We start from the raw sequence: 24,163 nt of genomic DNA, 5'->3' as shown, positions 1-24,163 counted from the left end.
TCACCGGCGCCCGACTCGGAAGATCGCGGTGGTGCGGCCCAGGGTCAACCGGTCGCCGTCGTGCAGTCGCTGGCTCGTGATGCGCTCGCCGTTGACGAAAGTGCCGTTGGTGGAGTTGAGGTCCCGGATCGAGGTGACCAGGTGCGGGCCGTCGGTGGTGACCCGGATCTCACTGTGCCGTCGCGAGACTCCGGGGTCGTCGACGACCACATCGGCGGTGTCGTCGCGGCCGAGGGTCGTCAGGCTGCCGAGCAGCGGGTAGCGGTCGCCGCCGATGTCGAGCCACGGCCTTGCGGACGGGTTGGCACGCGGAGGGTGGTTGACCGGCGGCTGCTGGACCGCGGTCCCGCTCGGAGCGTGCTGCCGCTGCGGAACCGGGGCCACCGGCTCGTGGCCAGGGCGCTTGGCCGTGGCAGGCCGGACCCGGAACACACCAGTCTCCAGCCCTTCGCCGAGCACGAGCTCGACCTCGAGGGGGCCGCCCGGCTGGTAACCCTGGGAGTCGGCGTGCTCCTGCGCTGCGGCGACGAGGTCGTCGGACAGGTCGTCCTCGTAGTCGGCGAGCCGGTCGTAGTCGGTCTGGCTCAGCTCGATCGTATAAAGATTCGGAACCATCGCCCGCCCATGGCCGAGCAGGGCGGCGCGGTCGTCCATCGCGCGCCGGATCGCCGAGGCGATCTCGACCGGCTGCACCTCGGACTTGAAGGCCTTCGCGAAGGCGCCGTGGACAGCTTTGGCGAGACCGTGCTCGACACGGTTGATGATTCCCACGCCATCTCCTCCTCGTCCTCGCGCGCCGACCGGGGGCTTCATCGTAACCGGGAAGACCCCGTCGACCTTCAACCGACAGCCCCCTGCACCCATGCTGAATCCGGCCGGAAAGGGCGATTCGTGCCTCACGGTCCGTGGTCAGCCGGTTTGATGTCACGCGGAAGCATGGGACGATCTCACGGGGCCTCCGGCGGGCCCAGCATGTGGTAGGTAGCAAGGAGCGCTCGATGAGCAAGGACGAGACCGGCAACAACGATAGCCAGGGACTCCCTGGCTACTCCGCAAACAACTCCATTCCGGGAGGTTTCGCCCTTCCGATCCCCTCAGGGTCGACCGGGGGACACGTGGACGAGACCCCTGCGAGCGCCGACCCCTGGTCCTCCACCTGGGACGACCGTTCGTGGCAGCCGGGCCAGAACGGCGCCGACCGAAGCGTAGAGACGGGCCTCAACGACTGGTCCGACTCCGACGAGTACGGCGGTGAGTACACCGCGGAGTACGAAAGCGCCTACAACAACGGTCACTCCCACCAGGGCCAGAACGGCCGGTCCCCGTGGGAGCCGAGCGGCTCCCGGACGGGGCAGGGGACGACGACCGACCCGTACGCCACCGGCGAGGCTGACCCCTTCGACACGAGCCGCTTCACCAGCGTCTCGGCCTCCGACTCCTCCGACCCGTACGACACCGGCTCCTACTCGAGCTCCTACTCGGGCTCGTACTCCGCCACCTCCACCGACCCCTACACCTCGACCGACACGGACCGCTGGTCGATCCGGAGCGAGACGGACAGTGCCGAGCAGGAGTACACGGGCTGGACCCCCGCCGGCTACGACGCCAGCACGGACACCGACACGGACCACTACTCGACCGACCACAGCGCCGCCCAGCAGGCGTATGCCGCGACGCCGACGATCGACCCCGACGTGGCCGAAGCGGCGGCCGAGGGTGGCTACGACCTGGAGGAGACGGCATACGTCTCTCCGGCTGCGCGCAGCGTCAGCCCGGAGCGCCCGAGCGCCGACGACCTCATCACCGCACGTCAGAAGGGCGAGCGGAACAAGACCAAGGCGTCCTCGGGGCTGCGTCGCGCGTTCGGGCTCGGGCCGGGCGTCAAGGAGCTCATCGAGCGCGACCGCATCGACCGCATCGCCCGTCCGCTCAACGGCCGCAAGACGATCATGGTCATCAACACCAAGGGCGGCGGCGGCAAGACGCTCGTCACGCTGATGCTCGCGACCTACCTGGGTCGATACCGCTCCGGCTCGACGCTCGCCTGGGACAACAACGAGACCGAGGGCACGCTCGGCATGCGTGCACCCTCGTCGAGCCACCACCGCACGGTCGTCGACCTGCTCGGAGCGCTGCCCTCGATCGCGATGGACCCGAATGCCGGCACGTCCGAGCTCGAGCACTGGGTGCGTGAGCAGCGCGGGCTGTCGTTCGACGTGCTCGCGTCGGCCGACGACGACGAGGCGATGCGGATCATCGGTGAGCAGGAGTTCGAGGACCTGCACACCCAGCTGTCGCGCTTCTACCGCATGATCGTGATCGACACCGGCAACAACCGGCTCTCACCGAACTGGCTCTCCGCCGCCGCGCGCGCCGACATGCTCGTGTTCGCGACCTCGCTCAAGGACGACACGTCCGTGGTCGCAGCGAAGAACCTCGACGCGCTCGTCGCAATGGGTCGTGGCGACCTCGTCCGTAACGCCGTCTGCGTGATCTCGCACACGTCGGCCAAGGGCAACGACGTCGGCGCGGGGGTGCACACGCGCGAGCACTTCGAGCAGTGGGTCCGCGCCGTCGTCGACATCCCTTACGACCCGGCGCTCGCGCCCGGGCTGCACCTCGACCCGCTGAAGATCAGCCGCAAGACCCACGACTCCTGCATGGAGATGGCAGCCGTCGTCGTCGACGGCCTCTGATCCCGTCCGGCTGCCGTCGACGTGGCCGTCATCGCGCTCACTGGAGCGAGCGGGCGGATCGGCACGGCCGTCCGCCCGCTGTTGACCGGCGCCGGGCACGAGCTGGTGCTCTGTGACTCGGTCGACGTGCCGGATGCCGGTGGCGCGCGGGTCCTCGTGGCTGACCTGCGCGACGTCGAGGCGCACGCCCAGGCCTTCGCCGGCGCCGACCTCGTCCTGCACCTCGGCGCGTTGTCCGACGAGCGGCCCTGGCCCGAGCTGCTCGCGGTGAACATCGACGGCACTCGCGCCGTGTGCGAGGCAGCGCGGCTCGCGAGGGTCGTGCGCATGGTGCTTGCCAGCTCGGTCCACGCCGCCGGCTTCGTCCCGGTCGACTCCCCCGCCGCCCGCGACGGTATGCCGCTGCCCGCCCCCGACACGTACTACGGCGTCAGCAAGGCCGCGGTCGAGGCGATCGGCGCTCTGTATGCCGCCCGCTTCGGGATGACGGTCGTCAGCGCCCGGATCATGACCTTCCTGCACCGGCCTGACGGGGCGGCCTCACTTCAGTCGTGGCTCTCACCCAGCGACATGACCCGGCTGGTCCTCGCAGCATTGAGGACCGACGCCGTCGGCCACCACGTCGTCTGGGGAGTCTCCGCCAACACGCGCAGGGTGGTCGACCTCGCGCCCGGGCGGGTCATCGGGTACGAGCCCGTGGACGACGCTGAGACGTATGCCGCAGCGGTCGCCACCGCTGACGCGAGCCCGCCGTCGGACACGGCTCACCTGCTCGGCGGGGCCTTCGCGTCGGACTCGTACCGCCTCGGCGAGCCGCACGGCGGCCGCTGACGGCGGTGACGCGCGGCCCGGTTTGGTGATCTGGCGCCGCATACAGCACACTGTGTCCTTGTCACGCGCGAGTGGCGGAACGGCAGACGCGCTGTCTTCAGGTGGCAGTGTCCTTACGGGCGTGGGGGTTCAAATCCCCCCTCGCGCACTCGAAGAACGTGGGCCCCGACCTTCATGAGGTCGGGGCCTTCGTGCGTTTCAGGGGCCCACGTTCTTCGAGTATCTGAAGGCAGGCGGGATTTGGGAGGACGAGGGAGCGCTAGCGACCGAGGACGGTTCCCCCCTCGCGCAGGCCCGGCTGAGGCGCAAGCCCGGCCGAAGCGCATGCCCGGCTTAGGCGCAAGCGCGACATGGCGCAAGCGCGACATGGCGCAAGCGCGACATGGCGCAAGCCACCCGCGCCGCGTCATGCCTCACGTCGCTGGTCAGGTCGTCGTTGATGCTGCCATGACGACACCAAGGACGATCTGACGGACGACCTGAACGACGACCTGACCAGGTGCCGGGCGGTTCTGCGATCTCCCCGCGGGCTCAGGCGGGTGGAGTCGGGCCATCCGACTCCGCGTCCCCAGCAGCATCCGGCCCATCCGAGGTCGCGCTGAGGCGCCTGACAAGCTCTGCGTCGCGTCCGCGGACCAGCAGCCAGATGTTGCCCGACAGTGCGAGTCGCTCGTCCGGGGGCGAGGCGTTCAACGTGCTTTCGACCAGGCGAACGGTGAGGTCCACCTGGCTCAGACCCTCACTGGTCCCGCCCCGCGCGCCCTCGTCCCGGCTGACGGGCTGCGCTCGGCGCCCTGGCACGGATGCCGGCTCGCCGAACGCCTCCGCGTCGACCGGACGACCGAGCCGGGCCAGTGCGTCCATGACCTGTCGCCTGCTGTGGTCGGTCGAGGAGCCACGTTCCGCCGCCCGGACGGTCCCCTCCGCGATGTTGGCCTCGTCCGCGACCCGATGTCGGCTGATCTTCGGTCGCAGTTCGCGCACACGCCGGATCTCGGCGCCGAGCCGCACCCTCCTGTCCATTGACGCCTCGTCCACCATGTCCTCCTCGCCGTTATCGCTCTTGTTGCAGGTTTGACGTCCCCGAGTCTGACAGATGGACGGGGTGAACACACAATGTACACAGCAGAACCGCAGAAACCGACAATCGCGATATCGGCGCACCTCAGGGCCTATCCGGTCGCGCAGGTCCGTCCCGCAGCGAGGCCGCCCGCACGGCTAGAAGGCCGGGACGCCTGCCTCGTTGACCAGGACCTCGATGAGCATGCGGAGGTCGCCACGCCGGATCGGGCCGCGGCACCGCTCGAGAAGCTCGCGCCACTCCTTGGCACCGAGCCCGGCCAGCGGGGTCAGGTCTCTCTCGTCGAGCAACCTCGTGGCCCGCAAGCCGTTGAGCATCGCCTGCCTCCAGTCCCGGTCAGGCGCGCTCGGGTAGGCCTGTCGAGCGGCCCCACTCTGATGGGTGCGCTGGCGCATCAGCGAGACGCTGACTCCGAACCGGGCTGCGCCCACCCGAAGAGGCAAGCCGACCCGGGCGCATGCTGTGGCGGCGTCGCGGGGGACCAGCAGGACGCCGGCGAGTCGATCGGCCTCCTGCTCCATGTCGCCGTCCCACACGCGGCATCCGCCGGGGCCGGTCGCAGCGCTCGGCTTGTGCTCGAGCAGCAGATGGGCGAGCTCATGGGCGAGCGAGTTGGACCGGCGCCCGGGTGGATGGGCTGGGTTGACCACGATCAGACGGGAGGTTCCGTTGACCACCGTCCCTGCCGAGAAGCTCTCCGGGCTGGCCACGGTGAGGTGGTGGATGGACGACGGCCGCGCCCCCGCCGCCAGGAGCGCATCGAGAGGGACGACCGGTACACCCCATGCGGCGGCGAGCGCTTCGCAGTCGAGGTGGTCGTCGGCCTCGAGGCCGATCTCCGATCGCACGGCAAGAGCCAGTGCCTCGGCCTCGGTGACGAACCCATCCCGCATGCGGGTCCCGTCAGTCCTTTGGCCGGCGGGTGGCCAGGCGCATCGCCGCCTGGAGGATGTCGTCGATCGCGGCCGCGGTCTCTGGGTCGAGGTCCTTGTCGGCGCGCAGCAGGCTGGCAACGGCCTGGGTGACGGCGTCGGGTGACGGTCGGGCGGTGTCGTCCTCGAAGCGGAGGAACTCCTCGGCCGGGATGCCGAGCCAGTGGACCAGGGAGGCGAAGCTGTCCACGTCGGGCCGGTTGCCGTTGGCCATGCGGCTCAACGTCGACGGCCCGACACCGGACTCGTGCGCGACCTGTCGCCAGGAGATCCCACGATGCTGTCTCTGCGAGTCGAGCGTGAGATACAGCGCGTTCACGTCGAGGCGAGCCGGGCTCATCGCACCTCCCATCCCCAAAGCCGATGTTGTGTGATCGGATCAGTGTTTGACATGAGCAACACTGCCACGTATTGTGAAAGTGGCACACCGTTGCAGAAGTGCAACAGGCGGGCAGTGGTTCTTTCTATCAGGCGGGTCCGACAGTGGCATGCGATCAGGGGACGGGGTAGGGACGGGTGGGCAGATATCGGGGGCTGAGCTCGGCAGTGATGGAGGCCTACTCCGGAGCGGAGGCCGACAGGCGCTCGATCAGCTCGGCGTTGCGTCCGCGGATCAACAGCCAGATGTTGCTTTCCAGCACATTGCGCTCCTCCGGCGGCGAGGCATTCAGCGTGCTCTCGACCAGGCGGACGGTGAGCTCGACCTCGTTCAGGCCTTCCGTCGACACACGTCGCGCGTGGTCAGGCCCCTCGCCGGCGCCATTGGCGGCGGTGTCGTCGGCCGGTGTGGGCTCGACCGGACGACCAAGCCGGGCGAGCGCTTCCATGACTCGTCGGGTGCTGTGGTCGATCGATGCGCCGCGCTCCACGGCTCGCACGGTGCCCTCCGCGACCTGGGCCTCGTCCGCAACGCGCTGTCGGCTGATCTTGGGGCGCCGCTCGCGCACACGCCTGATCTCAGCGCCCAGCCGGGCCTTCTCGTCCTTCGTCGCTTCGTCCATCCCAAGCCTCCTCGATCTGCCGGTTTCCTTATCGCAGCACCAAGCATCCGTAATTCTGGCAGATCTATCAAGCAGCGACGCAAGTTGGTTGCGCTGGCGACGATGGCGCGCGACACGCCGATGGCGTTTCCACGCGATAGCATTGACTTGTTTGTGGTTCAGGGGACAGGGTTGGCCAATGGTGCGGTTGCAGGTGACAAATATGTCAGAGGGGATCGGCGCGTCGGTTCGTCGTCGGCGTGTCGAGGCTGGCATCCGACAGGACCACTTGGCCGAGCGCGTCGGAATCTCGCCCAGCCACCTGAGCCGCTTCGAGCGAGGGAAGCGGCATGTGTCGCTGGCAACGCTCGACGCGATCGTGCGCGCCTTGCTCGAGCTCGGCGTCGATGCGCTGCCTGAGCTGACCACGTCCGGAGGCCTTGCCGGCTCGGGCTCCTCGCGCCTGCAGAGCCGCGAGGACCGGACACTGGACGACACCGACTGACCCCCTGCGCGGGTTCGGCAGCGAGGCCAAATGGGTATGGTCCTGGGAGTCGCCGCGGGGGAGTTTGGCGGCCGGGAGATCGCTCCGCGACAAGGCTTATCGGCCGGATCGGGTCCCGTACCATGATCGCTGACGAAGGCTCCTTGACATGTCACCTGACGCGCACCTTCCGTCCGAAAGGCCCCAGGTGCTCGTGCCATGAACCGTCTTCATGAGGGCTTTGTCCTCGGCGATAGATACGAACTCGACTACCGCATCGCCTCGGGTGGCATGGCCGATGTCTGGGCCGGCACCGACCAGGTGCTCCGACGCAACGTTGCCGTCAAGATCATGAGGCCCGACACGGAGCACGAGGAGCTCTTCGCCCTGCGGTTTCGCGACGAGGGAGTCCACTCCGCCGCGCTGATCCACACCAACATCGCGACCGTATTCGACTACGGCGAGGACGACGGCCTGGCGTTTCTCGTCATGGAGCTCGTCGCCGGCCTGCCCCTGTCGACCATCCTCACCGAGCGCGGCGCCTTGCCGCCCTCTGAGGTGCGCTCGATCCTCGGGCAGGCGGCGCTCGCCCTTGGGGTCGCCCATGAGGCCCGCGTGGTCCACCGCGACGTCAAGCCGGCCAACATCATGATCCGCGAGGACGGCCTCGTGAAGCTCACCGACTTCGGCATCGCTCGCGCTCTCGACGCCTCGGGTCACACCCAGCACGGCGAGATGCTCGGCACCCCCAACTACATCAGCCCCGAGCAGGCCATGGGCCAGCCGGCCACGGGGTCCAGCGACCTGTATGCCCTCGGGGTTGTCGGCCACGAGATGCTCACCGGCAAGCGCCCGTTCGACCGTGGCACTCCGATCGCCACCGCGCTGAGCCACGTGAACGAGCGGCCGCCTCCCCTTCCCGACGACGTCCCGGAAGAGCTCGCACGGCTCATCACCGACTGCCTCGAGAAGGAGCCGGAGAACCGCCCGCCGAACGCAGCGGCGGTCGCCACGCGCCTCGGGCTCGGCGACCAGGACCTGATCGGTCTCGCCCTGGGCCTCGCGACGGCCCTGAACGGGCAGTACGACGAGCTGCCGCCGGAGCTCAGTCACGCCGTCGACGAGCTGACCCCGACGCGGGGTATGCCGTCCCCGGCGGCCAACCCGTACGCGAGCTGAGTGCCCGCCACGGCTCGACGATCCGAGTCAGCCTCCGGGCACCCGGAGGCGGTACCCGACGCCGTGCACCGACCGGACCTCGCATCCGCTGCCCACGCCGAGGCGCCTGCGTAGCCGCTTGACCGTGGAGGTGAGCTGCTCCCGGTCGCCGAGATAGTCAGTGCCCCAGACGCCCTCGGTCAACGCCGCGAACGACCAGACCCGGCCCACGTCCGACGCGAGCAGGGCAAGCAGGTCGAACTCCCGCGCCGACAGGTGCAGCGTCTTGCCGTCCGCGGTCACCTCACGCCCCGCCAGATCGATCGCCAGCGGACCCGCCGACACGACCTGCGGCCGAATCGGGGCGATCGCCAGATGGACACTGTGGGCTGAACCTGCCGAAGCCGGCGCGGATGCGGGAACGGACTCAGCTCCGACCGGCACCGAACGGGAGATGCCGACCGTGCCGACGGAGCCGACGGCCTCGTCCTGCTCGACGTCTTCCACCGGCGCCAACAGCGCACGCGCCGCGGCGACGTCGTTGGTGGCGAGCACCACCGCACTGTCATGCACCATCCGGGCGATCCGGGTGACCTCCTGCAGCGGGAGTCCCACGCAGAGAACAAAACCCGCACCTGCAGGGCTGTGAAACACGGCGACCCCCTTCGCTGCTCAGGTTCTACATACCTCCCTACCAGAGCCTCACTAGCCCCTGTCCACCTCAAATTAGGAGATTTGACCATCTTCTGACCCATTTCCGCCCAAACACTGCCCTTCGGCCGTCCTTGTTAGCGCTCCCAAAGGATTGCGAGCGTGGGGGACGCCCCTCAATCCCATGGGGCTCCCGTGTGTTCGGCCATCGCCGGGCACCTCGATCACGGAGGACCGATGAGAGAGACCTCTTCACGGGCCAGACGGCTGATACTGGCCGTCCTGGCAGCGGTCGCCACCCTGCTCACCGCCGCAGGGTTCGGCGCACCGAGCGCATCAGCAGCAGCCACCGATCCGACAGCGAAGTTCACCAACGCCGCCGAGCAGCAGCTCACCCAACACAAGACCGCCGACTTCTGGGTGCGGCTCGCGGACAAGGCGGACCTGTCGGCCGCCAGCACGGTCAAGGACTGGAACAAGCGAGGCGTCGCGGTCTATGACGCCCTGCGGGCAAACGCCCAGACGTCCCAGGCTCGGGTCGTGGCCCAGCTCAAGGCCGCGAACGCCGACTACACGCCGTACTGGATCACCAACGCCGTGCTCGTCCGGGGCGGCACGTTGGGACTGGCCACCTCGCTGGCCTCGAACGCCGAGGTCCAGCAGATCGTCGAGACCTCCGTCATGGAGCTCATCGAGCCGGTCGCCCAGAAGCCGGACTCCAGCCCGATGGGTCCCCATGCAGTGGAATGGGGCATCGCCGCGATCAACGCCGACGACGTGTGGGCCCAAGGGGTCACCGGCCAGGGCATCACCGTGGCCAGCATCGACAGCGGCGTCGACGTGAACCACCCGGCCCTGCGGTCCAAGTACCGCGGCCTTCAGCCGGACGGCACACTCGACAACAACTACAACTTCTTCGACACCTCGGGGAACTGCAACGCCGCCGGCGACCCGTGTGACACCGACGGTCACGGCACGCACACCATGGGCACGATGCTCGGCTCGGACGGTGGCAACCAGATCGGCGTCGCACCTGGTGCGAAGTGGATCGAGGCCAACGGCTGCAACACCTGTGCCGATGCAGACCTCATCGAGGCCGGCCAGTGGATGATCGCCCCGACCCGCCTCGACGGCACCGCTCCGGACCCGTCGAAGCGGCCCAACATCATCAACAACTCGTGGGGCTCGCGGAACCCGTCGACCGACCCCTTCATGGAAGACATCGAGAACGCCTGGGCGGCGGCCGGCATCTGGGGCCAGTGGTCCAACGGCAACAGCGGCCCGTCGTGCAACAGCAGCGGATCCCCCGGCTCACGGATCATCAACTACTCGGCCGGCGCGTTCGACATCAACGGTGCGATCGCGAGCTTCTCGGCCCGAGGCCCCGGGCAGGACGGCATGACCAAGCCCAACATCGCCGCACCGGGTGTCAACGTGCGCTCGTCGCTGCCAGGCGGCACCTACGGAACGGCCAACGGCACCTCGATGGCATCTCCGCACGTCGCCGGCGCCATCGCCCTCGCCTGGAGCGCGGCTCCTTCGCTCGTCGGTGACATCGCCGGCACGCGTGCGCTCCTCGACGAGACCGCCGTCGACACCAGCGACCTGACCTGTGGCGGCACCGCCGCCAACAACAACGTCTGGGGACAGGGCAAGCTCGACGCCCAAGCGTTGGTCGCGGCCGCTCCGGTCGGCGACGTCGGCCACCTCGCCGGCACGGTCACCTCGGGCGGCTCGCCCGTCGCGGGTGCCCAGGTGCAGGTCAGCGGCCCAACGTCCCGGACGGTGACGACCGCCGCGAACGGCACGTACGACATCGCGGTCTCCGCGGGTGACTACACCGTGCGCGTGAGCGCCTTCGGCTACGTCACCGCGACCCGTACCGCGACCGTGGCGGCAGGGTCCACCGCGACAGTCGACGTCGCGCTGGCAGCGGCCCCGCGGCATACGGTCTCGGGCACTGTGACCCTCCAGTCGACCGGAGCACCGGTGGCGGGGGCGACGGTGAGCATCGCCAGCCAGCTGCCCTCGGCGACCTCCGCGGCGGATGGCTCGTTCTCGATCGCCGACGTGCCGGAGGGCACGTACACGCTGACCGCGAACGCGGGCGGCTGCACGGCGACCTACTCGGCCGAGCTCGTCGTCGACGGCGACGAGACCGTGCCGGTGGCGCTCGCCGGGCGCGCGGACGGCTACGGCTACACCTGTGCCGTCGGCACGGGCGACTACCGCCAGGGCACCACGAAGTCGACGCTCAGCGGTGACGACTCGACCCTCGCGATCGACCTGCCGTGGACCTTCCGGTACTACGGCGAGGCCTACTCGAAGGCATACCTGTCGACCAACGGCCACCTGAACTTCCTGGGCGCTGTCTCGGCGTTCTCCAACACCGCCATCCCCAACACGGCGACGCCGAACGCGGCGATCTACCCGTTCTGGGACGACCTCATCGTCGACGCCTCCGCCGGGGTCTACACCGGCACCACGACCGTGGGCGGCGTGGACGCCTTCGTCATCGAGTGGCGCAACGTGCGGCCCTTCTCCGACTCCGCGGCACGGACCAACTTCTCCGTGACGCTGCTTCGGACCGGGTCGGTCATCTTCGGCTACGGCCCGCAGACCGACGCCAAGCCCGTCCTGGGCGGAACGTCGGCCACCGTCGGGCTCGAGAACGCCACCGGCACCATCGCGTGGCAGTACTCCTTCAACCAGGCCGCGGTCGCGCCGCAGCAGTCGATCACCTTCACGCCGCCGCCCTCGGGCACCCTGAGCGGGACGGTGACCGACTTCAACGACCACCAGCCGGTGGCGGGCGCGAAGGTGACCATCACGCCGAGCTCGGGCGCGCCGCAGACCCTGACCACGGGCGCTGACGGCACGTTCAGCAAGGTGCTGTTCCTCGGCACGTACGACGTGACCGCCACGGCCACGAACTACGTCTCCGAGAGCAGCAGCGTGACGTTCGACTCCGACGGCGACACGGCCGACTTCAGCCCTGCGCTGAAGACCGGCATCGCCGAGATCACCGGGGCGAGCAGCTACGACTGGGGCGTTCTCGGAGCGGGTGACACCCGCGAAGCGACGTTCACGGTCAAGAACACGGGCTCGGCTCCGCTGGAGTTCTCCGTGGCCGAGGGGGGTCGCAAGACCTCGTCGTCGGCAGACCGCCCAGCCGTGCTGAGCGGTGCGGCCGTCAAGGCGGCTACGAAGAGCGACCGCGAGGCCACCTCGGCCAAGGGGCTCTACTCCAAGAGCCAGCTGGCCGCGCAGAAGCAGCTGGCCGGCCCGACCGACGCCGGCGACGTGCTCGCTTCCTGGGCGACGGGCCTGTCCGTCGCGTGGGGCGTCGGGATGACCCGCGACGTCTGGATCTCGGACCCGGACGCCACGACGAACAACCGGTTCAGCACGGCCGGCGCCCTCCAGGCGTCGTATGCCGGTCGCTGGGGTGGGTCGTGGAACGGTGACATGGCCTACGACAGCCGGACCGGCGAGGTCTGCCAGGTCAACGTCGGTGGCGACAACGCCATCGTGTGCTTCGACCCGTCCGACGGCACCGAGAAGCGACGCATCTCGGGCTCGCCGTGGACCGGGATCTCGCAGCGCGGCCTGGCCTACAACGCCGCCGATGACGTGTTCTACATCGGTGGCTGGAACGAGGGCATCATCTACACGGTCGCGGGCACCACGCACGCCAGCCCGGGTGCCACCCTCTCGTCCTGCGAGCCGGCCGAGCCGGGCATCGCCGGACTGGCCTACAACAACACCTCGGACACGATCTGGATGGTGCCGAGCGCGGCGACGACGGTGTTCTACCAGCTGTCGCCGGACGACTGCTCGACCCTGAAGACGGTCGCGTACCCGACGAACGAGGACTTCCCGGGTGCCGGCCTCGAGTCCGACGATGCAGGCAACCTCTGGACCGCTGACCAGGTCAACGGCCGGGCGTACCTCGTCGACGTGGGGGACCCCGAGAACACTGACCTGCCGTGGCTGTCGGTCGACCCGACCAGCGCGACGATCGCGGTCGGCGAGACCAAGACCTTCACGGTCCGGGTCGATGCCTCGCTCGGTGACCCAGGGGTGTGGCAGGCCGCGCTGACGCTCAGCACGGGCGCCGGACGGACTCGTGCCGTCAGCGTCCCGATGTCGCTCGTGATCTCCGCCTACCAGGTCGGGGTCAACGCGGGTGGCAACGCGCTCAACGCGACCGACCTGTTCAAGTGGAAGGCCGACCAGGCCCACGTCGCCGGAGGCTGGGGCTACACCGGCACGGGCACGAAGGCAGAGAGCACCAAGAAGGCGATCTCCGGCACCCCGGACCCGTCGCTCTTCCAGACCCGCAGGTCAGGTGCCCTCACCTACACCTTCGACAACGCTCCGGCGGGGACGTACCAGATCGAGCTCGGCTTCGCGGAGTTCGACTACACGAAGGTCGGATCGCACGTCTTCGACGTGAAGGTCAACGGCCAGTACGTCATCGTGGCCAAGGACATCGCGTCCGAGGTCGGATCTCTCAAGGCGGACATCGACCGGTTGGTCGTCGAGCACAGAGGCGGCAACCTCACGGTCGAGCTGGTTCCGCGCAAGGGCCTGGGGAGCCCGGTCATCAACACCCTCAAGGTGCAGGAGCGGGGTGATCTGTGACCCTCGGTGAGCGTGACAGCTGACGAGCACCACCGAACATGACGGTCGGCCGTCGTCGGAGCACCGGCTCCGGCGGCGGCCGACCATGACATGGGCTCGCTGGCGCTCGCTCCGCTCGTCGGTCCCGGCGTGACGCGCGCCGAACCCGCTTACGCTGGAGGGGTGGCGACTCTGCCGCTGTTCCCGCTCGCGACCGTGCTGATGCCGGGCGCGCGGCTGCCGCTGCAGATCTTCGAGACACGCTATGTGGCCCTGCTCCACGACCTGCTCGACGGGCAGGAGTCGCGCTCGCCAGTATTCGGAGTGATCGCGATCCGCGAGGGCTACGAGGTCGGAGAGGACGGGGTCAAAGCGCTGCACCCGGTCGGCTGCGGTGCGCTGCTGACGCAGGCAGCCGTGCTCGAGGACGAGCGCTTCCTCATCGTGTCGCACGGCACCGTGAGGTTCCACCTCGATGCCATCGACCCGCATGCCGGCACGCCGTACACCACCGGCGAGGTGACCTGGCTGGATGAGCCGGACGGCGACGACGAGCGCGTCTTCGGCCTGGCGGCACGACTGCGCGAGGAGCTCACCGGCTTCGCCGCCGCCACCGGAGACGAGCTCGACCTTCCCGAGAGCGACCGGGCCCTGTCGTATGCCGTCCCGCTGGCGGTGAGCCTCGGCGTGGCCGACCGCCAGCGCCTCCTCGAGAGCGCCGACACGGAGTCGCGGCTCCGGCTCGGCCTTGCGCTGGTCCGACGCGAGCTCGAGATCGCGTCAGCGCTCGGCGCGGTGGGGACGCAGCTGCCGCCGCCGATGAACCTCAACTAGCCGGCGCCGCCGGGACCTCGGGTGCCCCCGATGCTCCCGACGCCCCCGATGCTCCCGATGCTCCTGATACACCCGGTGGGCCCGGGGAGGCCGTGTCGTCGGCCGCCTCGTCCGGCCGCGAGCTGAACCACGCCGTCACCCCTGCGCCGACGGCGATCAGGACCAGCAACAGGTTCCAGAAGGTCGGAAGGTCGGTGACGAACAGGACGATGATGGCGACGACGGTCACGGCGACGGCGACGACGAACGTGTGCTGCCAGGCCATCGCCTTGTTCCAGATGCTCTCGCTGGAACTCCGGACCGAGCGCCGCAGTGCCGTGGCGCGGGGGCCGTTGCCCGAGACGAGGGCGACGGCGAGGGCGATGAGGGCGACCCACCCGACGACCCGCAGGACCGTTCGGAGCCGGTCGGTGACGATCTCGATCATGGACTGTGCGGCATCGCGCACGTCCGCCCGGAGGTTGTCGATGGCATACTCCCGCCCGACCTTCACGGCCGCGAGGGTGATGAGGACGGCGACGACGATGCCGGCCAAGGTGAAGAGCGTGGCTCGCATTCGCCTGTGCGAGAAGAAGATTCCGGCTGCCAGGAGAAGGATGGTCAGGATCAGCAGGAGCACCGGGATGCCCTTGACCAGGCGGTAGACGTCTTTGGCCTGCGTGATCCGTGTGCCGTCCCCGACCACGACCTGGGTGTTGATGTCGGGGATCTTGTCGGCGAACGGCACTCCCGCGTTGACCAGCGCGGTGCGCAGTGGTCCGGAGATGGCAGACAGGTTGAGCATGAGCTGGCCGTTGTCGGCCTGGGTCAGCGCGCCGGGGTCGCCGTTCAGCAGCTTGATCAGCTGCGCGTGCACGGTCTCGTTCGCACCGGTCCACACCTGCGCGAAAGCCTCGCTCGCGACCACGTCACCGACGACCCGGTGGACGAGCGCCTGCGTGCGGTCCTGGATCGGTGAGGCGATGAGGCTCAGGGCCGAGGCTATCTGTGGCGGGATGCCCCGGGCGACGAGCGCGTCAGTGGCCTGCTGGGACAGGTTCAGGCTCTGGATCCGGGCCATGACCCGGTCCGTCACCTGGTCGGTGACGGCCGCCTGCACCTTGGGATCCGAGGCGAGAGGACCCACGGCGGCGACCCACTTGTCGGTGTCGGTCACCGTGCCGCGCACCCACCAGGAGACGGCCGTGAGCGGCACCAGGATGATGCCGAGCACGATCAGCACCGCCGCGGCGGCGGCCCGCCACCGGCTGGGATGCGGCGCCACAGCAACCGGTGCAGGCGGGGTGGGCGCGGCCGGCGCCGCCACGGGCACCGGCTGGGTCGCCGTCTCGTCAGGCGGTGCGGGAGGCGCGGCCACGGGCGCCGCTGGCTCGGCATCGGGCGTGGAGTCGGCGACAGGCGTGGCCGTCGGCGTTGCAGCGGCAGCGGGTGCAGTGGCCGCGGGTGCTGCGGCCGCGGGGGCCGCGTCGATCGGCTCCGGCGCGGGCTCCTTCGCCTCGGGCGCCGGCGTGGACCCTTGCTCGGACATGCGCTCAGCGTCGCGGTGCGCCACCAGGGGTGTCGTCACCCGCCCGAGGTGAACATTCGCTCGATCGGGTTGGCGGCATACGGCATACGGGGCGAACGGATCAGCGCAGCGTCGCCCACACCTCGGTGCCGACGAGCCACGTCGACGCCGCGCACACGACCACGAAGGTCAGGTTCCAGAAGAGCTTGGGCAGCGGGGTGAGCCCCGCGAGGACGCCGGGGTCGCTGCCGCTCGTGCGGTCGCGCAGCACGGCCGACAGGTGCCGCCAGGCACCGACCACGAGCACGACACCGAGACCGACGAGGACCTGTGCCTGCAGGACGTCGTCGCGCCACCACCACAGAGCCCCGGCGCCGGCGATCGCCACCACCATGACGACGACGGTCAGCATCGACCGCACCCGGATCAGCGCGAAGAGCAGCACCGCGAGCACCACCGTGAGCACCGGGGCCGCCCAGCCGCGGACCGCAGCCCAGACCATGGTGGCGCCGAGGAGCGCGGGGACGGGGTAGCCGGCCCAGGTCGACGCGACCCGTCCGGCGCCGCGCACCGGGCCCCGCGTGACGGCGTGCCCCGACATGTCGCCGCGCAGGACGAACCCGGTGAACTGCCGACCGACAAGCACCCCGACCACGGCATGGCCGAGCTCATGGACGAGGGTGACGGCGAGCCGCACGACCTTCCAGATCGGCCCGACGACGACGAGGGCGCACGCGATCGCCAGGACCACGACGAGACTTGGCGTCGTCAGCGCCACCTCGCCGGCCGCCGGCACCGACCGGTCACGAACCGCCTCGAACCACTCCACGGACAGCAGAACCTAGCCGACGTTCATGTGCGGTGGGGCCGCCGGTCCGCCTCAGGTGTCGCTGCGCCCCGGCAGTGCCTCGGGGTGCTGTCGGATGAGGATCTCCAGCAGCAGCCGGTGGACGGGCACCGGAACTCCCGACTCGGCGGCGAGCCGCACGACGGCGCCGGTCCACGCGTCGAGCTCGGACGGCTTGTCCGCGAGCACATCGCGCTGCAGAGATGTCGTCGCTCCGTCTGGCTGGTCATCGACGAAGGCCATCGTCCCGCTCACGACCGATGCCGGTAGCCGCACACCACGAGCCTTGGCCAGCGCCTCCACCTCGCCCATCGCGTCCTCGAGCAGAGCACGCCAGGACGGCCTGCTCCGCAGCTCGCCGACCGTCGCGTCGAGGGCCGCGCCCAGGCCCCCGAAAGGCACGACGAAGAGCATCTTGGACCACAGCTCGGCCCAGATGTCCTCCGGCACGGGAGCCACGGCGCCTGCGTCGGTGATGGCCTCACGGAGCAGTCGGACCCGCTCGGACGAGGTGTTGTCCCACTCCGCGAAGGCCAAGGATGCCGGCCCGCCCGCGTGCCGGATCACGCCCGCCTCCTCGATGAACGCGAAGATCTTGGCGATGCCGGGCAGCACCGCACGCTGCCCGACGACTGCCGCCACATGCCCCGGAGCCTCGACACCGTTCTGCGTGGTCACCACGGCCGTGCCGCTGCCCACCAGCGACGGGAGGGCGGCGAGCACCGGGTCGAGCTGCCACGTCTTGACCGCGACCAGCACGACGTCGACAGGGCCGATGGACGCTGCGTCGTCGGTGACCGACGCGGGGGCGACCGTGAAGTCGCCGGCGACGCTTGCTACCCGAAGGCCGTTCTCCCGAAGGGCTCTCAGGTGGTCACCACGGGCCACGAACGTCACGTCGTGGCCGGACGCCGCGAGCCGCCCGCCGAAGTAGCCGCCGATCCCACCGGCGCCGATGACCGCAATCCGCATCTGTCGCTCCTCCCGTAGGTCCTGGGTCTATCGTCGCGCGCCGGGCGCCGTATCGCAGATCTCCTCGAGACCTCGGGCGAGACGATCGATGTCGTCGGCGTTCGTGTACGGCGCAAGCCCCACCCTCAGGCCGCCGGCCGCCCCGAGACCGAGGTGGTGGCTGCACTCCCATGCGTAGAAGCTGCCCGCCGGCGCGTTGACGCCACGCTCGGCAAGGCCGACCCGAAGCTCCTGGGCGTCCCTGCCCGCGACGTTGACGAGCAGCGTGGGCGTCCGACGCTTCGCGTTGCTGTATGCCGTCAGCCCTGGGATCGCGCGCAGCCGCGGTTCCAGCGTGGCGAGGAGCCCGTCCTCGTGGTCCTCGAGCGCCGCGAACGACGCGACGAGCCGGTCTCGGCGCGACCCGTCTGCCGGGACCAGGTCGGCGAGGAAGTCGACCGCGGCGGTCGTGCCCGCGAGCAGCTCGTAGGGCAGCGTGCCGAGCTCGAAGCGTTCTGGCACGTCGTCGGTCGACGGCACGAGCTTGGCCGGCCGGAGGGAACCGAGCAGGTCGGGCGCGGCTCCGAGCACGCCGAGATGAGGGCCGAGGAACTTGTAGGGCGAGCAGACCCAGAAGTCGGCCCCGCTCGCCGGGACGTCGCTCGACACGTGTGCCGTGGCGTGCACGCCGTCGACGTAGAGCAGGGCACCCGCCCGGTGAGCGACCTCGGCGATCGCCGGCAGGTCTGGACGGGTGCCGATGAGGTTCGACGCCGCGGTCACCGCCACGAGCCGGGTGCGGTCGGAGACGACTCGCTCGATGTCGTCAGGCGTGAGCTCGCCTGTGGCCGGGTCGAACTCGGCCCAGCGGACGGTTGCCCCGGCAGACTCCGCGGCGATCACCCATGGGCGGACGTTCGCGTCGTGGTCGAGCCGTGAGACCACGACCTCGTCTCCGGGCCTCCAGCTTCCCGAGATCGTGCGGGACAGGTGGAAGGTCAGCTCGGTCGCCGAGCGCCCGAAGACGATGCCCGCGGGGTCGAGGGCGAGGAGGTCGGCCATCGCGGCGCGGGCCTCGGCGACGACCGACTCGGCGCGCCGCTCGGCGGGCGTCACCGTGCCGCGGTTGGCGATCGCCGACGTCAGGGTCGCCGCGACCGCCTCGCCGACGACATCCGGCGTCTGCGAGCCGCCGGGGCCGTCGAAGTGCGCGGCGCCCTCGGCCAGCGCGGGAAAGTGCGATCGGATTCGCTCGACGTCGTAAGCCATGCGCCCCATCCTCGCCGACGCGAGCGAGCCCCGAGGGGGCGGCGCGACGATCTCGATTCCGCAGCGAGACCGGCCCTGCCCGGCGTACGTTCTTGGCGTGGGGTGGTCGCCAACCCACTATCCCTGCTCGCCGACGGAGCCTGCCGTGACCCGACCTCTGCTGCTCGTTGTGGACCCCGACCTGGACAGCCTTGCCCGGACCGAGGGCGAGCTGGCCCGCCGGTTCGGCGCCGACTTCCGGGTCAGAAGTGAGTCCGACAGCGCCGCCGCCATGGGCCAGCTCGAGGTGGCCGCCGAGCGCGGAGACCCGGTGGCGCTCGTCCTCGCCGACCCGTGGCTGCCCGGTGTCGGCGGAGCCGATCTGCTCCGCTCGGTGCGGTCGCTCCACCCGGATGCCGGCCGGGCGCTGCTCGTGCCCTGGGGATCCTGGGCCGAACGGGAGACCGCCGACGCGATCCTGCGCGCGATGTCGCTGGGCGATATCGACTACTACGTCCTCAAGCCGTGGACGTCCCCCGACGAGCTCTTCTGCCGCACGGTCTCCGAGTTCGTCCAGGCGTGGTCCCGGACCGTTGCCAGCGCCGCGCGCGAGGTCGTCGTGGTCGGCGCCGTCCGTGACCCGCGTGGCCACTCCGTGCGAAGCCTGCTGGCGCGCAACGGGATCCCGCACGCCTACCTCGACCGCGGGACGGCGGCTGCGACCGAGGTGCTGACCTCCATCGGAGCCGACCGCCCCGAGGACGCGGACGGCCCGCTCATCCTGTGGCTGGCGGCGATCGGCGGCCGCGTGCTGGTCGACCCGACCGACGCGGAGATCTGCGAGGCCTGGGGCATCCGCACCGACCTGAGCGGTTTCGACGGCCCACCGAACCCGCATGACGGCATACGTGAGGTCGACCTGCTCATCGTGGGCGCCGGCCCGGCCGGTCTGGCGTCCGCGGTCTATGCGTCGTCCGAGGGTCTGTCCGTCCTCATCGTCGAGGAGCAGGCGCTCGGTGGGCAGGCGGGCACGAGCTCGCTGATCCGCAACTACCTCGGCTTCTCCCGCGGGCTCAGCGGGGCCGAGCTCGCACAGCGCGGGTTCCAGCAGGCCTGGGTCTTCGGTGCCCGCTTCGTGCTGACGCGCCGCGTCACCGAGCTGGTGCCGGAGGCGGACGGCGGCGGCTTCCTCGCGACCGTGTCCGACGTGGGTCAGGTGCGTGCGCGCGCCGTCGTGCTGTCCACCGGTGTGGCCTACCGGCGCCTGGGAGTGGCGAGCCTCGAGGCGCTCACCGGCTCGGGCGTCTACTACGGCGCCAACGTGTCAGAGGCCCACGGGCTCACGGGCGCGCACGCCGTCATCATCGGAGGCGGCAACTCGGCGGGCCAGGCGGCACTGCACCTGCACCGCTATGCCGCGGACGTCGCGATCGTGATCCGCACCCCCGACCTCTCCTCGAGCATGTCGCAGTACCTCATCGACGAGATCGACGCCGCCCCGACGATCACCGTCGTGCCCAACGCCGAGGTCGTGGGCGGCGGGGGCGACGGCTGGCTCAAGGACGTCGTCGTCGCGGACCGCACGACCGGCGAGCAGCGGTCCCTCCCGACCGACGGGCTGTTCGTCATGATCGGCGCGGAGCCGCACACCGACTGGCTGCCGGACGAGGTCGCGCGGGACCGGTGGGGCTTCGTGCTCACCGGCGAGGACATGCGAGCCGTCACGACCTGGCCGCTGGACCGGCCTGCGACAGCGCATGAGACGTCCGTGCCCGGGCTGTTCGCCGTGGGCGACGTCCGCGCCGGGTCGGTCAAGCGCGTGGCCTCCGCTGTGGGCGAGGGCTCCGTCGTCGTGTCCGAGGTGCACCAGTACCTCGCGCTCGCGCCGACTCCCCGGAGGTAGTCATGTCGCAGCAGACCGCGCCGACCTCGCAGCCCGGGACCCGTTCTCGCACACAGCTGCTCGTCGGCGCGGTCGTCCTCGCGATCCCTCTGGGGGGCCTGGCTCTGCTCCGGTTCGGCTCGCACTACGACCAGAAGTTCCAGCACGACACGACCCACTTCTGGATCGTGTTCCTGGCGGCCCTGCTCAGCGCGATCACGGCATACGGCACCGGCACGGCGGCCGTGCGTCGCGGCGACGTGCGCGTCATGTATGTGTCGCTGGCGTTCCTGTCGTCGGCAGGGTTCCTCGGGCTGCACGCCCTGGCGACGCCGCACATGCTGCTCCCGGCTGCAGCCGCCGGCTTCAACATCTCGACCCCGGTCGGGATCGCGATCGGCTCGCTCTTCGCCGTCGCCTCCATCCGTGAGGTCGACGCGTCGAACGCCGCCGCGGAGATGCGGCGCGCCAGGTCGCTTCGCGTCGCGCTGATCCTGCTCATGGTCCTGTGGGGCGTTGCGTCACTGCTGCGCCTCGGTCCCTTCGCGGGGGCGGGGCTCGACCACACGTCGTGGCCGATGCTGGCTTCGGCGGTGCTCGCGGTCGTGCTGTTCGCCATCTCGGCCGTCGCCTACGTGCGCCTGTGGGTGCGCCGCGGAGGTGTGCTTGCGGCGGCGATGGCTTCCGCCTTCGTCCTGCTCGCCGAGGCGATGGTCGCGATCACGGTGGCGCCGAACTGGTTCTACTCCTGGTGGGAGTGGCACCTGCTCATGCTGGCTGCGTTCGTCCTCGTCGCCTGGGGCGCCCAGAGGTCGTGGCACGAGGAGCGCTACGCCGACATCTACACGGCCGACACCCTCGCGGGTTACCGCGACATGTCTGTCCTCTTCGCCGACCTCCATGGGTTCACCAGCTTCTCCGAGGCGCACGAGCCCGCAGAGGTCACGGCGATGCTCAACGCGTTCTTCACCGTCGCCATCCCGGCGGTGGTCAAGCGCCATGGCGGCACGATCGACCGCATCATCGGCGACGCGCTCATGGCCACCTTCAACCGGCTCGGCGACCAGCCGGACCATGCGCTGCGGGCGGCGAAGGCCGGGCTCGACCTTCAGGCCGAGACCGGCCGGATCGCCGCGGAGCACCCGGGCTGGCCCCGGTTCCGCGTCGGGATCAACAGCGGCGAGGTGCTCGTCAGCGTGCTCGGCAGCGAGGGCGGCCGGACGAGCACGGTCATCGGCGATGCCGTCAACGTGGCCTCCCGGATCGAGGGGCAGGCCCCCGTCGGAGGGGTAGCGGTCACGGCCGACACGCTCGCGCTGCTCCCGGGAGCGAGGACCGAGCCGCTCGGCCCGCTCGAGCTCAAAGGCAAGGACGAGCCGATCGAGGCGTTCGTGCTCACCTCGCTCGACACGCCCTAGCCCCAAGCACGCTCGTATGCCGCTGCCACTTCTCAGCCGGCGGCGGGAGGCACGTTGTGGTTGCGGTGGAAGACGTTGTCCGGGTCGTACGTGCGCTTCACGGCGGCCAGGCGGTCATAGGTCGCACCGGGGTAGATCGCGCGCACCTGCTCGGGGTCGTCAGCGACGGAGAAGCCGACGTAGGCGCCCGGCGTGCCGTCGGCGATCGTCGACGCCAGCTCAGTCACCCAGTCGTGCTGCGTTTCGAGGTCGGCGACGTCCCCGACCATGGCGGCGACGTTGAACATGATCGGCTGTTCGCGGTGCGCATAGGCGGTGGCGTCCGCCGGCACCCGGGAGATCGCGCCGCCCAGCGGACGCAGCTGGACGGCGGCCATCGCAAGCCCGGGTCGAGAGGTCGCCGCGCAGAGGGTGTCGATCACGGTCTGCGCGAGGTCGGTGTCGATGCTGCCGGCGAAGCCGGTCACCGAGGTCGCGATCGGGCGGAAGCCCCCCTCGTCCGGTGGGAACAGGCCGGCATACGGCATCGGAGCGAGCAGGTCGGCGATCGGGGCCGCGACTGCTCGGAACGGCGCCAGCACGTGGTCGGCATCCTCGGTGGGTCCGGCATACGCCAGCTGCGCGAGGATGATGACCTGGCCGCGCGCCTCCTGCGGGATGAACGGCATCGGCGGCGCAGGCATGACCGCGGCGATCACGCCCAGGTCGTCCGGAGCCTCGACGGCCAGCCGCATGAACTCGGCGACGTTCTCGGCCGTGGCCGGCAGCAGAAGCATCCCACCGACGATCTGCCGCACCTCGTGGAGACGGAACGTGAACCGCGTGACGATGCCGACGTTCCCGCCGCCGCCACGGATAGCCCAGAAGAGATCGGGCTCGTGACCGTCGTCGACGTCGTGCACGGTGCCGTCGGCGGTCACCACCTGTGCAGCGACCAGGTTGTCGACGGTGAGGCCATGCTTGCGGCTGAGGAAGCCGACGCCGCCCCCGGTCGTGATGCCGCCGATGCCGACAGAACCGGTGTCGCCGAATCCCGTTGCGAGGCCGTGCTTTCCGGCCTCTGCCGTGTAGCGGCCGGCGGTGACGCCCGCGCCGACCGTCGCCAGGCGCGCGTCGGCGTCGATCTCGAGCGAGTCGAGGTCACGCAAGTCGATGACGAGGCCGTCCGCGACCGAGCTGTGGCCGGCGACGCTGTGTCCGCCGCTGCGCACGGCGACCTCGAGTCCGAGGTCGCGCGCGACACCGATCGCTGCTGCGACATCGGCTGCGTCGCAGGGACGCACGACGAGGCGCGGGGTGGAGCCGGCGTAGGAGTAGAAGATCGAGGTGGTGTCGGACCAGGACGCGTCGTCCGGGCCGATGACAGTGCCGCGGACTGCACCGCGTAGTGCGTCGGCGGCCAACGAGGTGTGAGTTGTCGAGGGCATGTCGTCCATCCTGAAATCTCTAGTGGGCATGAGGTCAAGGGCTTTTGCGAGCCCTTCACCTGCCCGTCGAACGGCCCACGCACGATTCGACACGGATGGCCACGCGAATGTGACAGCCTCAGGAGTGGCCGGCCGGACGCCTACATCTCGGCCCGATCCGGTCGAGTGGTCGTTCCGACACGCGCTGGGCTGTAGCGAAACGACCACTCGACTCGGGGTGGCCGAGCAGTGCGCCTCACATGCCGGGGATCTCCATGAACTTCTGCGTCGAGATCGTCCCGCCCGCCGCCGTGTGCGGGTGCCCGTCCAGGAACCCGGCCAGCTGCTCGGCCGAGTCCGCGTCGATCACGGAGTAGCCGGACACCTGCACGTCCGCCTCACCCTCGTTCTCCAGCGGCGAGCCCATGTCGACGAGGTTGCCGCCGACTCGCTCGCCCCAGGTCATCCACTCCTGCATGCCCGCGCCTGCCTGCTCCGGCGGGATCTGGTTCATCTGCTCACGCATCGCGGCGGTCGTGTTGTAAAAGACCATGTACTTGGCCATGGCATCTCCTCATGTGCTGTCGCCGGCGCCTCGGTGCCGGCTTGGTGATCCCCCCGGTGGCCCCTC

At 70.1% G+C, this 24,163-nt stretch carries 20 protein-coding genes and 1 tRNA gene; 9 read left to right on the top strand and 12 right to left on the bottom strand.

Going from position 1 to position 24,163, the window contains the following annotated elements; all coding sequences use genetic code 11:
* Positions 1-771, bottom strand: coding sequence for an FhaA domain-containing protein (locus tag ACYVLP_RS05575; protein ID WP_460626344.1), 771 nt, complete (start codon positions 769-771; stop codon positions 1-3).
* Between the two features lie 227 nt (positions 772-998).
* On the opposite strand from ACYVLP_RS05575, the gene ACYVLP_RS05570 reads away from it, so the two are divergent.
* From ACYVLP_RS05570 to ACYVLP_RS05560, 3 genes are all read left to right on the top strand, one after another.
* Complete coding sequence (locus tag ACYVLP_RS05570; RefSeq protein ID WP_460626343.1) at positions 999-2,696, top strand: MinD/ParA family ATP-binding protein; 1,698 nt, start codon at positions 999-1,001, stop codon at positions 2,694-2,696.
* Between the two features lie 21 nt (positions 2,697-2,717).
* Complete coding sequence (locus ACYVLP_RS05565) at positions 2,718-3,527, top strand: NAD-dependent epimerase/dehydratase family protein (RefSeq protein ID WP_460626342.1); 810 nt, start codon at positions 2,718-2,720, stop codon at positions 3,525-3,527.
* A gap of 65 nt (positions 3,528-3,592) precedes the next feature.
* Positions 3,593-3,675: transfer RNA gene (locus ACYVLP_RS05560), tRNA-Leu, on the top strand.
* Positions 3,676-4,058: 383 nt separating this feature from the next.
* Here ACYVLP_RS05560 and ACYVLP_RS05555 read toward each other — a convergent pair.
* From ACYVLP_RS05555 to ACYVLP_RS05540, 4 genes are all read right to left on the bottom strand, one after another.
* The gene (locus ACYVLP_RS05555; protein WP_460626341.1) at positions 4,059-4,550 is read right to left on the bottom strand and encodes a hypothetical protein; all 492 of its coding nucleotides are present in this window, start codon (positions 4,548-4,550) and stop codon (positions 4,059-4,061) included.
* A 195-nt stretch (positions 4,551-4,745) separates the two neighbouring features.
* Entirely contained in the window at positions 4,746-5,501 is a 756-nt protein-coding gene (locus ACYVLP_RS05550) for an ImmA/IrrE family metallo-endopeptidase (RefSeq protein ID WP_460626340.1), read from the bottom strand.
* Between the two features lie 10 nt (positions 5,502-5,511).
* On the bottom strand, positions 5,512-5,880 hold the full coding sequence (locus tag ACYVLP_RS05545; protein ID WP_460626339.1) for a helix-turn-helix domain-containing protein: 369 nt from the start codon (positions 5,878-5,880) through the stop codon (positions 5,512-5,514).
* A 217-nt stretch (positions 5,881-6,097) separates the two neighbouring features.
* Entirely contained in the window at positions 6,098-6,541 is a 444-nt protein-coding gene (locus tag ACYVLP_RS05540; RefSeq protein ID WP_460626338.1) for a helix-turn-helix domain-containing protein, read from the bottom strand.
* Between the two features lie 202 nt (positions 6,542-6,743).
* On the opposite strand from ACYVLP_RS05540, the gene ACYVLP_RS05535 reads away from it, so the two are divergent.
* Both ACYVLP_RS05535 and ACYVLP_RS05530 read left to right on the top strand, forming a co-directional pair.
* A complete protein-coding gene (locus tag ACYVLP_RS05535) occupies positions 6,744-7,025 on the top strand; it encodes a helix-turn-helix domain-containing protein (RefSeq protein WP_460626337.1) in 282 nt (93 codons plus the stop codon).
* A 198-nt stretch (positions 7,026-7,223) separates the two neighbouring features.
* Complete coding sequence (locus ACYVLP_RS05530) at positions 7,224-8,183, top strand: serine/threonine-protein kinase (protein WP_460626336.1); 960 nt, start codon at positions 7,224-7,226, stop codon at positions 8,181-8,183.
* A gap of 27 nt (positions 8,184-8,210) precedes the next feature.
* On the opposite strand, the gene ACYVLP_RS05525 is transcribed toward ACYVLP_RS05530, so the two are convergent.
* A complete protein-coding gene (locus tag ACYVLP_RS05525; protein WP_460626335.1) occupies positions 8,211-8,777 on the bottom strand; it encodes a winged helix-turn-helix domain-containing protein in 567 nt (188 codons plus the stop codon).
* 273 nt (positions 8,778-9,050) lie between these two features.
* On the opposite strand from ACYVLP_RS05525, the gene ACYVLP_RS05520 reads away from it, so the two are divergent.
* Positions 9,051-13,460, top strand: a complete 4,410-nt coding sequence (locus ACYVLP_RS05520; RefSeq protein ID WP_460626334.1) for a carboxypeptidase regulatory-like domain-containing protein — start codon at positions 9,051-9,053, stop codon at positions 13,458-13,460.
* Between the two features lie 162 nt (positions 13,461-13,622).
* Positions 13,623-14,273, top strand: coding sequence for an LON peptidase substrate-binding domain-containing protein (locus ACYVLP_RS05515; protein ID WP_460626333.1), 651 nt, complete (start codon positions 13,623-13,625; stop codon positions 14,271-14,273).
* On the opposite strand, the gene ACYVLP_RS05510 is transcribed toward ACYVLP_RS05515, so the two are convergent.
* From ACYVLP_RS05510 to ACYVLP_RS05495, 4 genes are all read right to left on the bottom strand, one after another.
* A complete protein-coding gene (locus tag ACYVLP_RS05510) occupies positions 14,266-15,801 on the bottom strand; it encodes a hypothetical protein (RefSeq protein WP_460626332.1) in 1,536 nt (511 codons plus the stop codon). The two genes, ACYVLP_RS05515 and ACYVLP_RS05510, sit on opposite strands and share 8 nt — an antisense overlap.
* A gap of 100 nt (positions 15,802-15,901) precedes the next feature.
* Entirely contained in the window at positions 15,902-16,609 is a 708-nt protein-coding gene (locus tag ACYVLP_RS05505; protein ID WP_460626331.1) for a M50 family metallopeptidase, read from the bottom strand.
* Between the two features lie 51 nt (positions 16,610-16,660).
* Positions 16,661-17,599, bottom strand: a complete 939-nt coding sequence (locus tag ACYVLP_RS05500) for a 2-dehydropantoate 2-reductase (protein WP_460626330.1) — start codon at positions 17,597-17,599, stop codon at positions 16,661-16,663.
* A 27-nt stretch (positions 17,600-17,626) separates the two neighbouring features.
* The gene (locus ACYVLP_RS05495; RefSeq protein WP_460626329.1) at positions 17,627-18,847 is read right to left on the bottom strand and encodes a cysteine desulfurase-like protein; all 1,221 of its coding nucleotides are present in this window, start codon (positions 18,845-18,847) and stop codon (positions 17,627-17,629) included.
* Between the two features lie 145 nt (positions 18,848-18,992).
* Here ACYVLP_RS05495 and ACYVLP_RS05490 point away from each other — a divergent pair, with 145 nt between their 5' ends.
* Positions 18,993-20,729, top strand: coding sequence for an NAD(P)/FAD-dependent oxidoreductase (locus ACYVLP_RS05490; protein WP_460626328.1), 1,737 nt, complete (start codon positions 18,993-18,995; stop codon positions 20,727-20,729).
* A gap of 2 nt (positions 20,730-20,731) precedes the next feature.
* Entirely contained in the window at positions 20,732-22,126 is a 1,395-nt protein-coding gene (locus ACYVLP_RS05485; RefSeq protein ID WP_460626327.1) for an adenylate/guanylate cyclase domain-containing protein, read from the top strand.
* Between the two features lie 32 nt (positions 22,127-22,158).
* On the opposite strand, the gene ACYVLP_RS05480 is transcribed toward ACYVLP_RS05485, so the two are convergent.
* Positions 22,159-23,553 (bottom strand): FAD-binding oxidoreductase, encoded by a 1,395-nt coding sequence (locus ACYVLP_RS05480; protein WP_460626326.1) that lies wholly within the window; start codon positions 23,551-23,553, stop codon positions 22,159-22,161.
* Between the two features lie 235 nt (positions 23,554-23,788).
* On the bottom strand, positions 23,789-24,097 hold the full coding sequence (locus ACYVLP_RS05475) for a hypothetical protein (protein WP_460626325.1): 309 nt from the start codon (positions 24,095-24,097) through the stop codon (positions 23,789-23,791).
* Positions 24,098-24,163 lie beyond the last annotated feature (66 nt).

It is taken from the genome of Intrasporangium mesophilum (assembly GCF_054783095.1).
The sequence above is the reverse complement of the archived record's forward strand: the minus strand, read 5'-3'. Positions and strand labels throughout refer to the sequence as shown.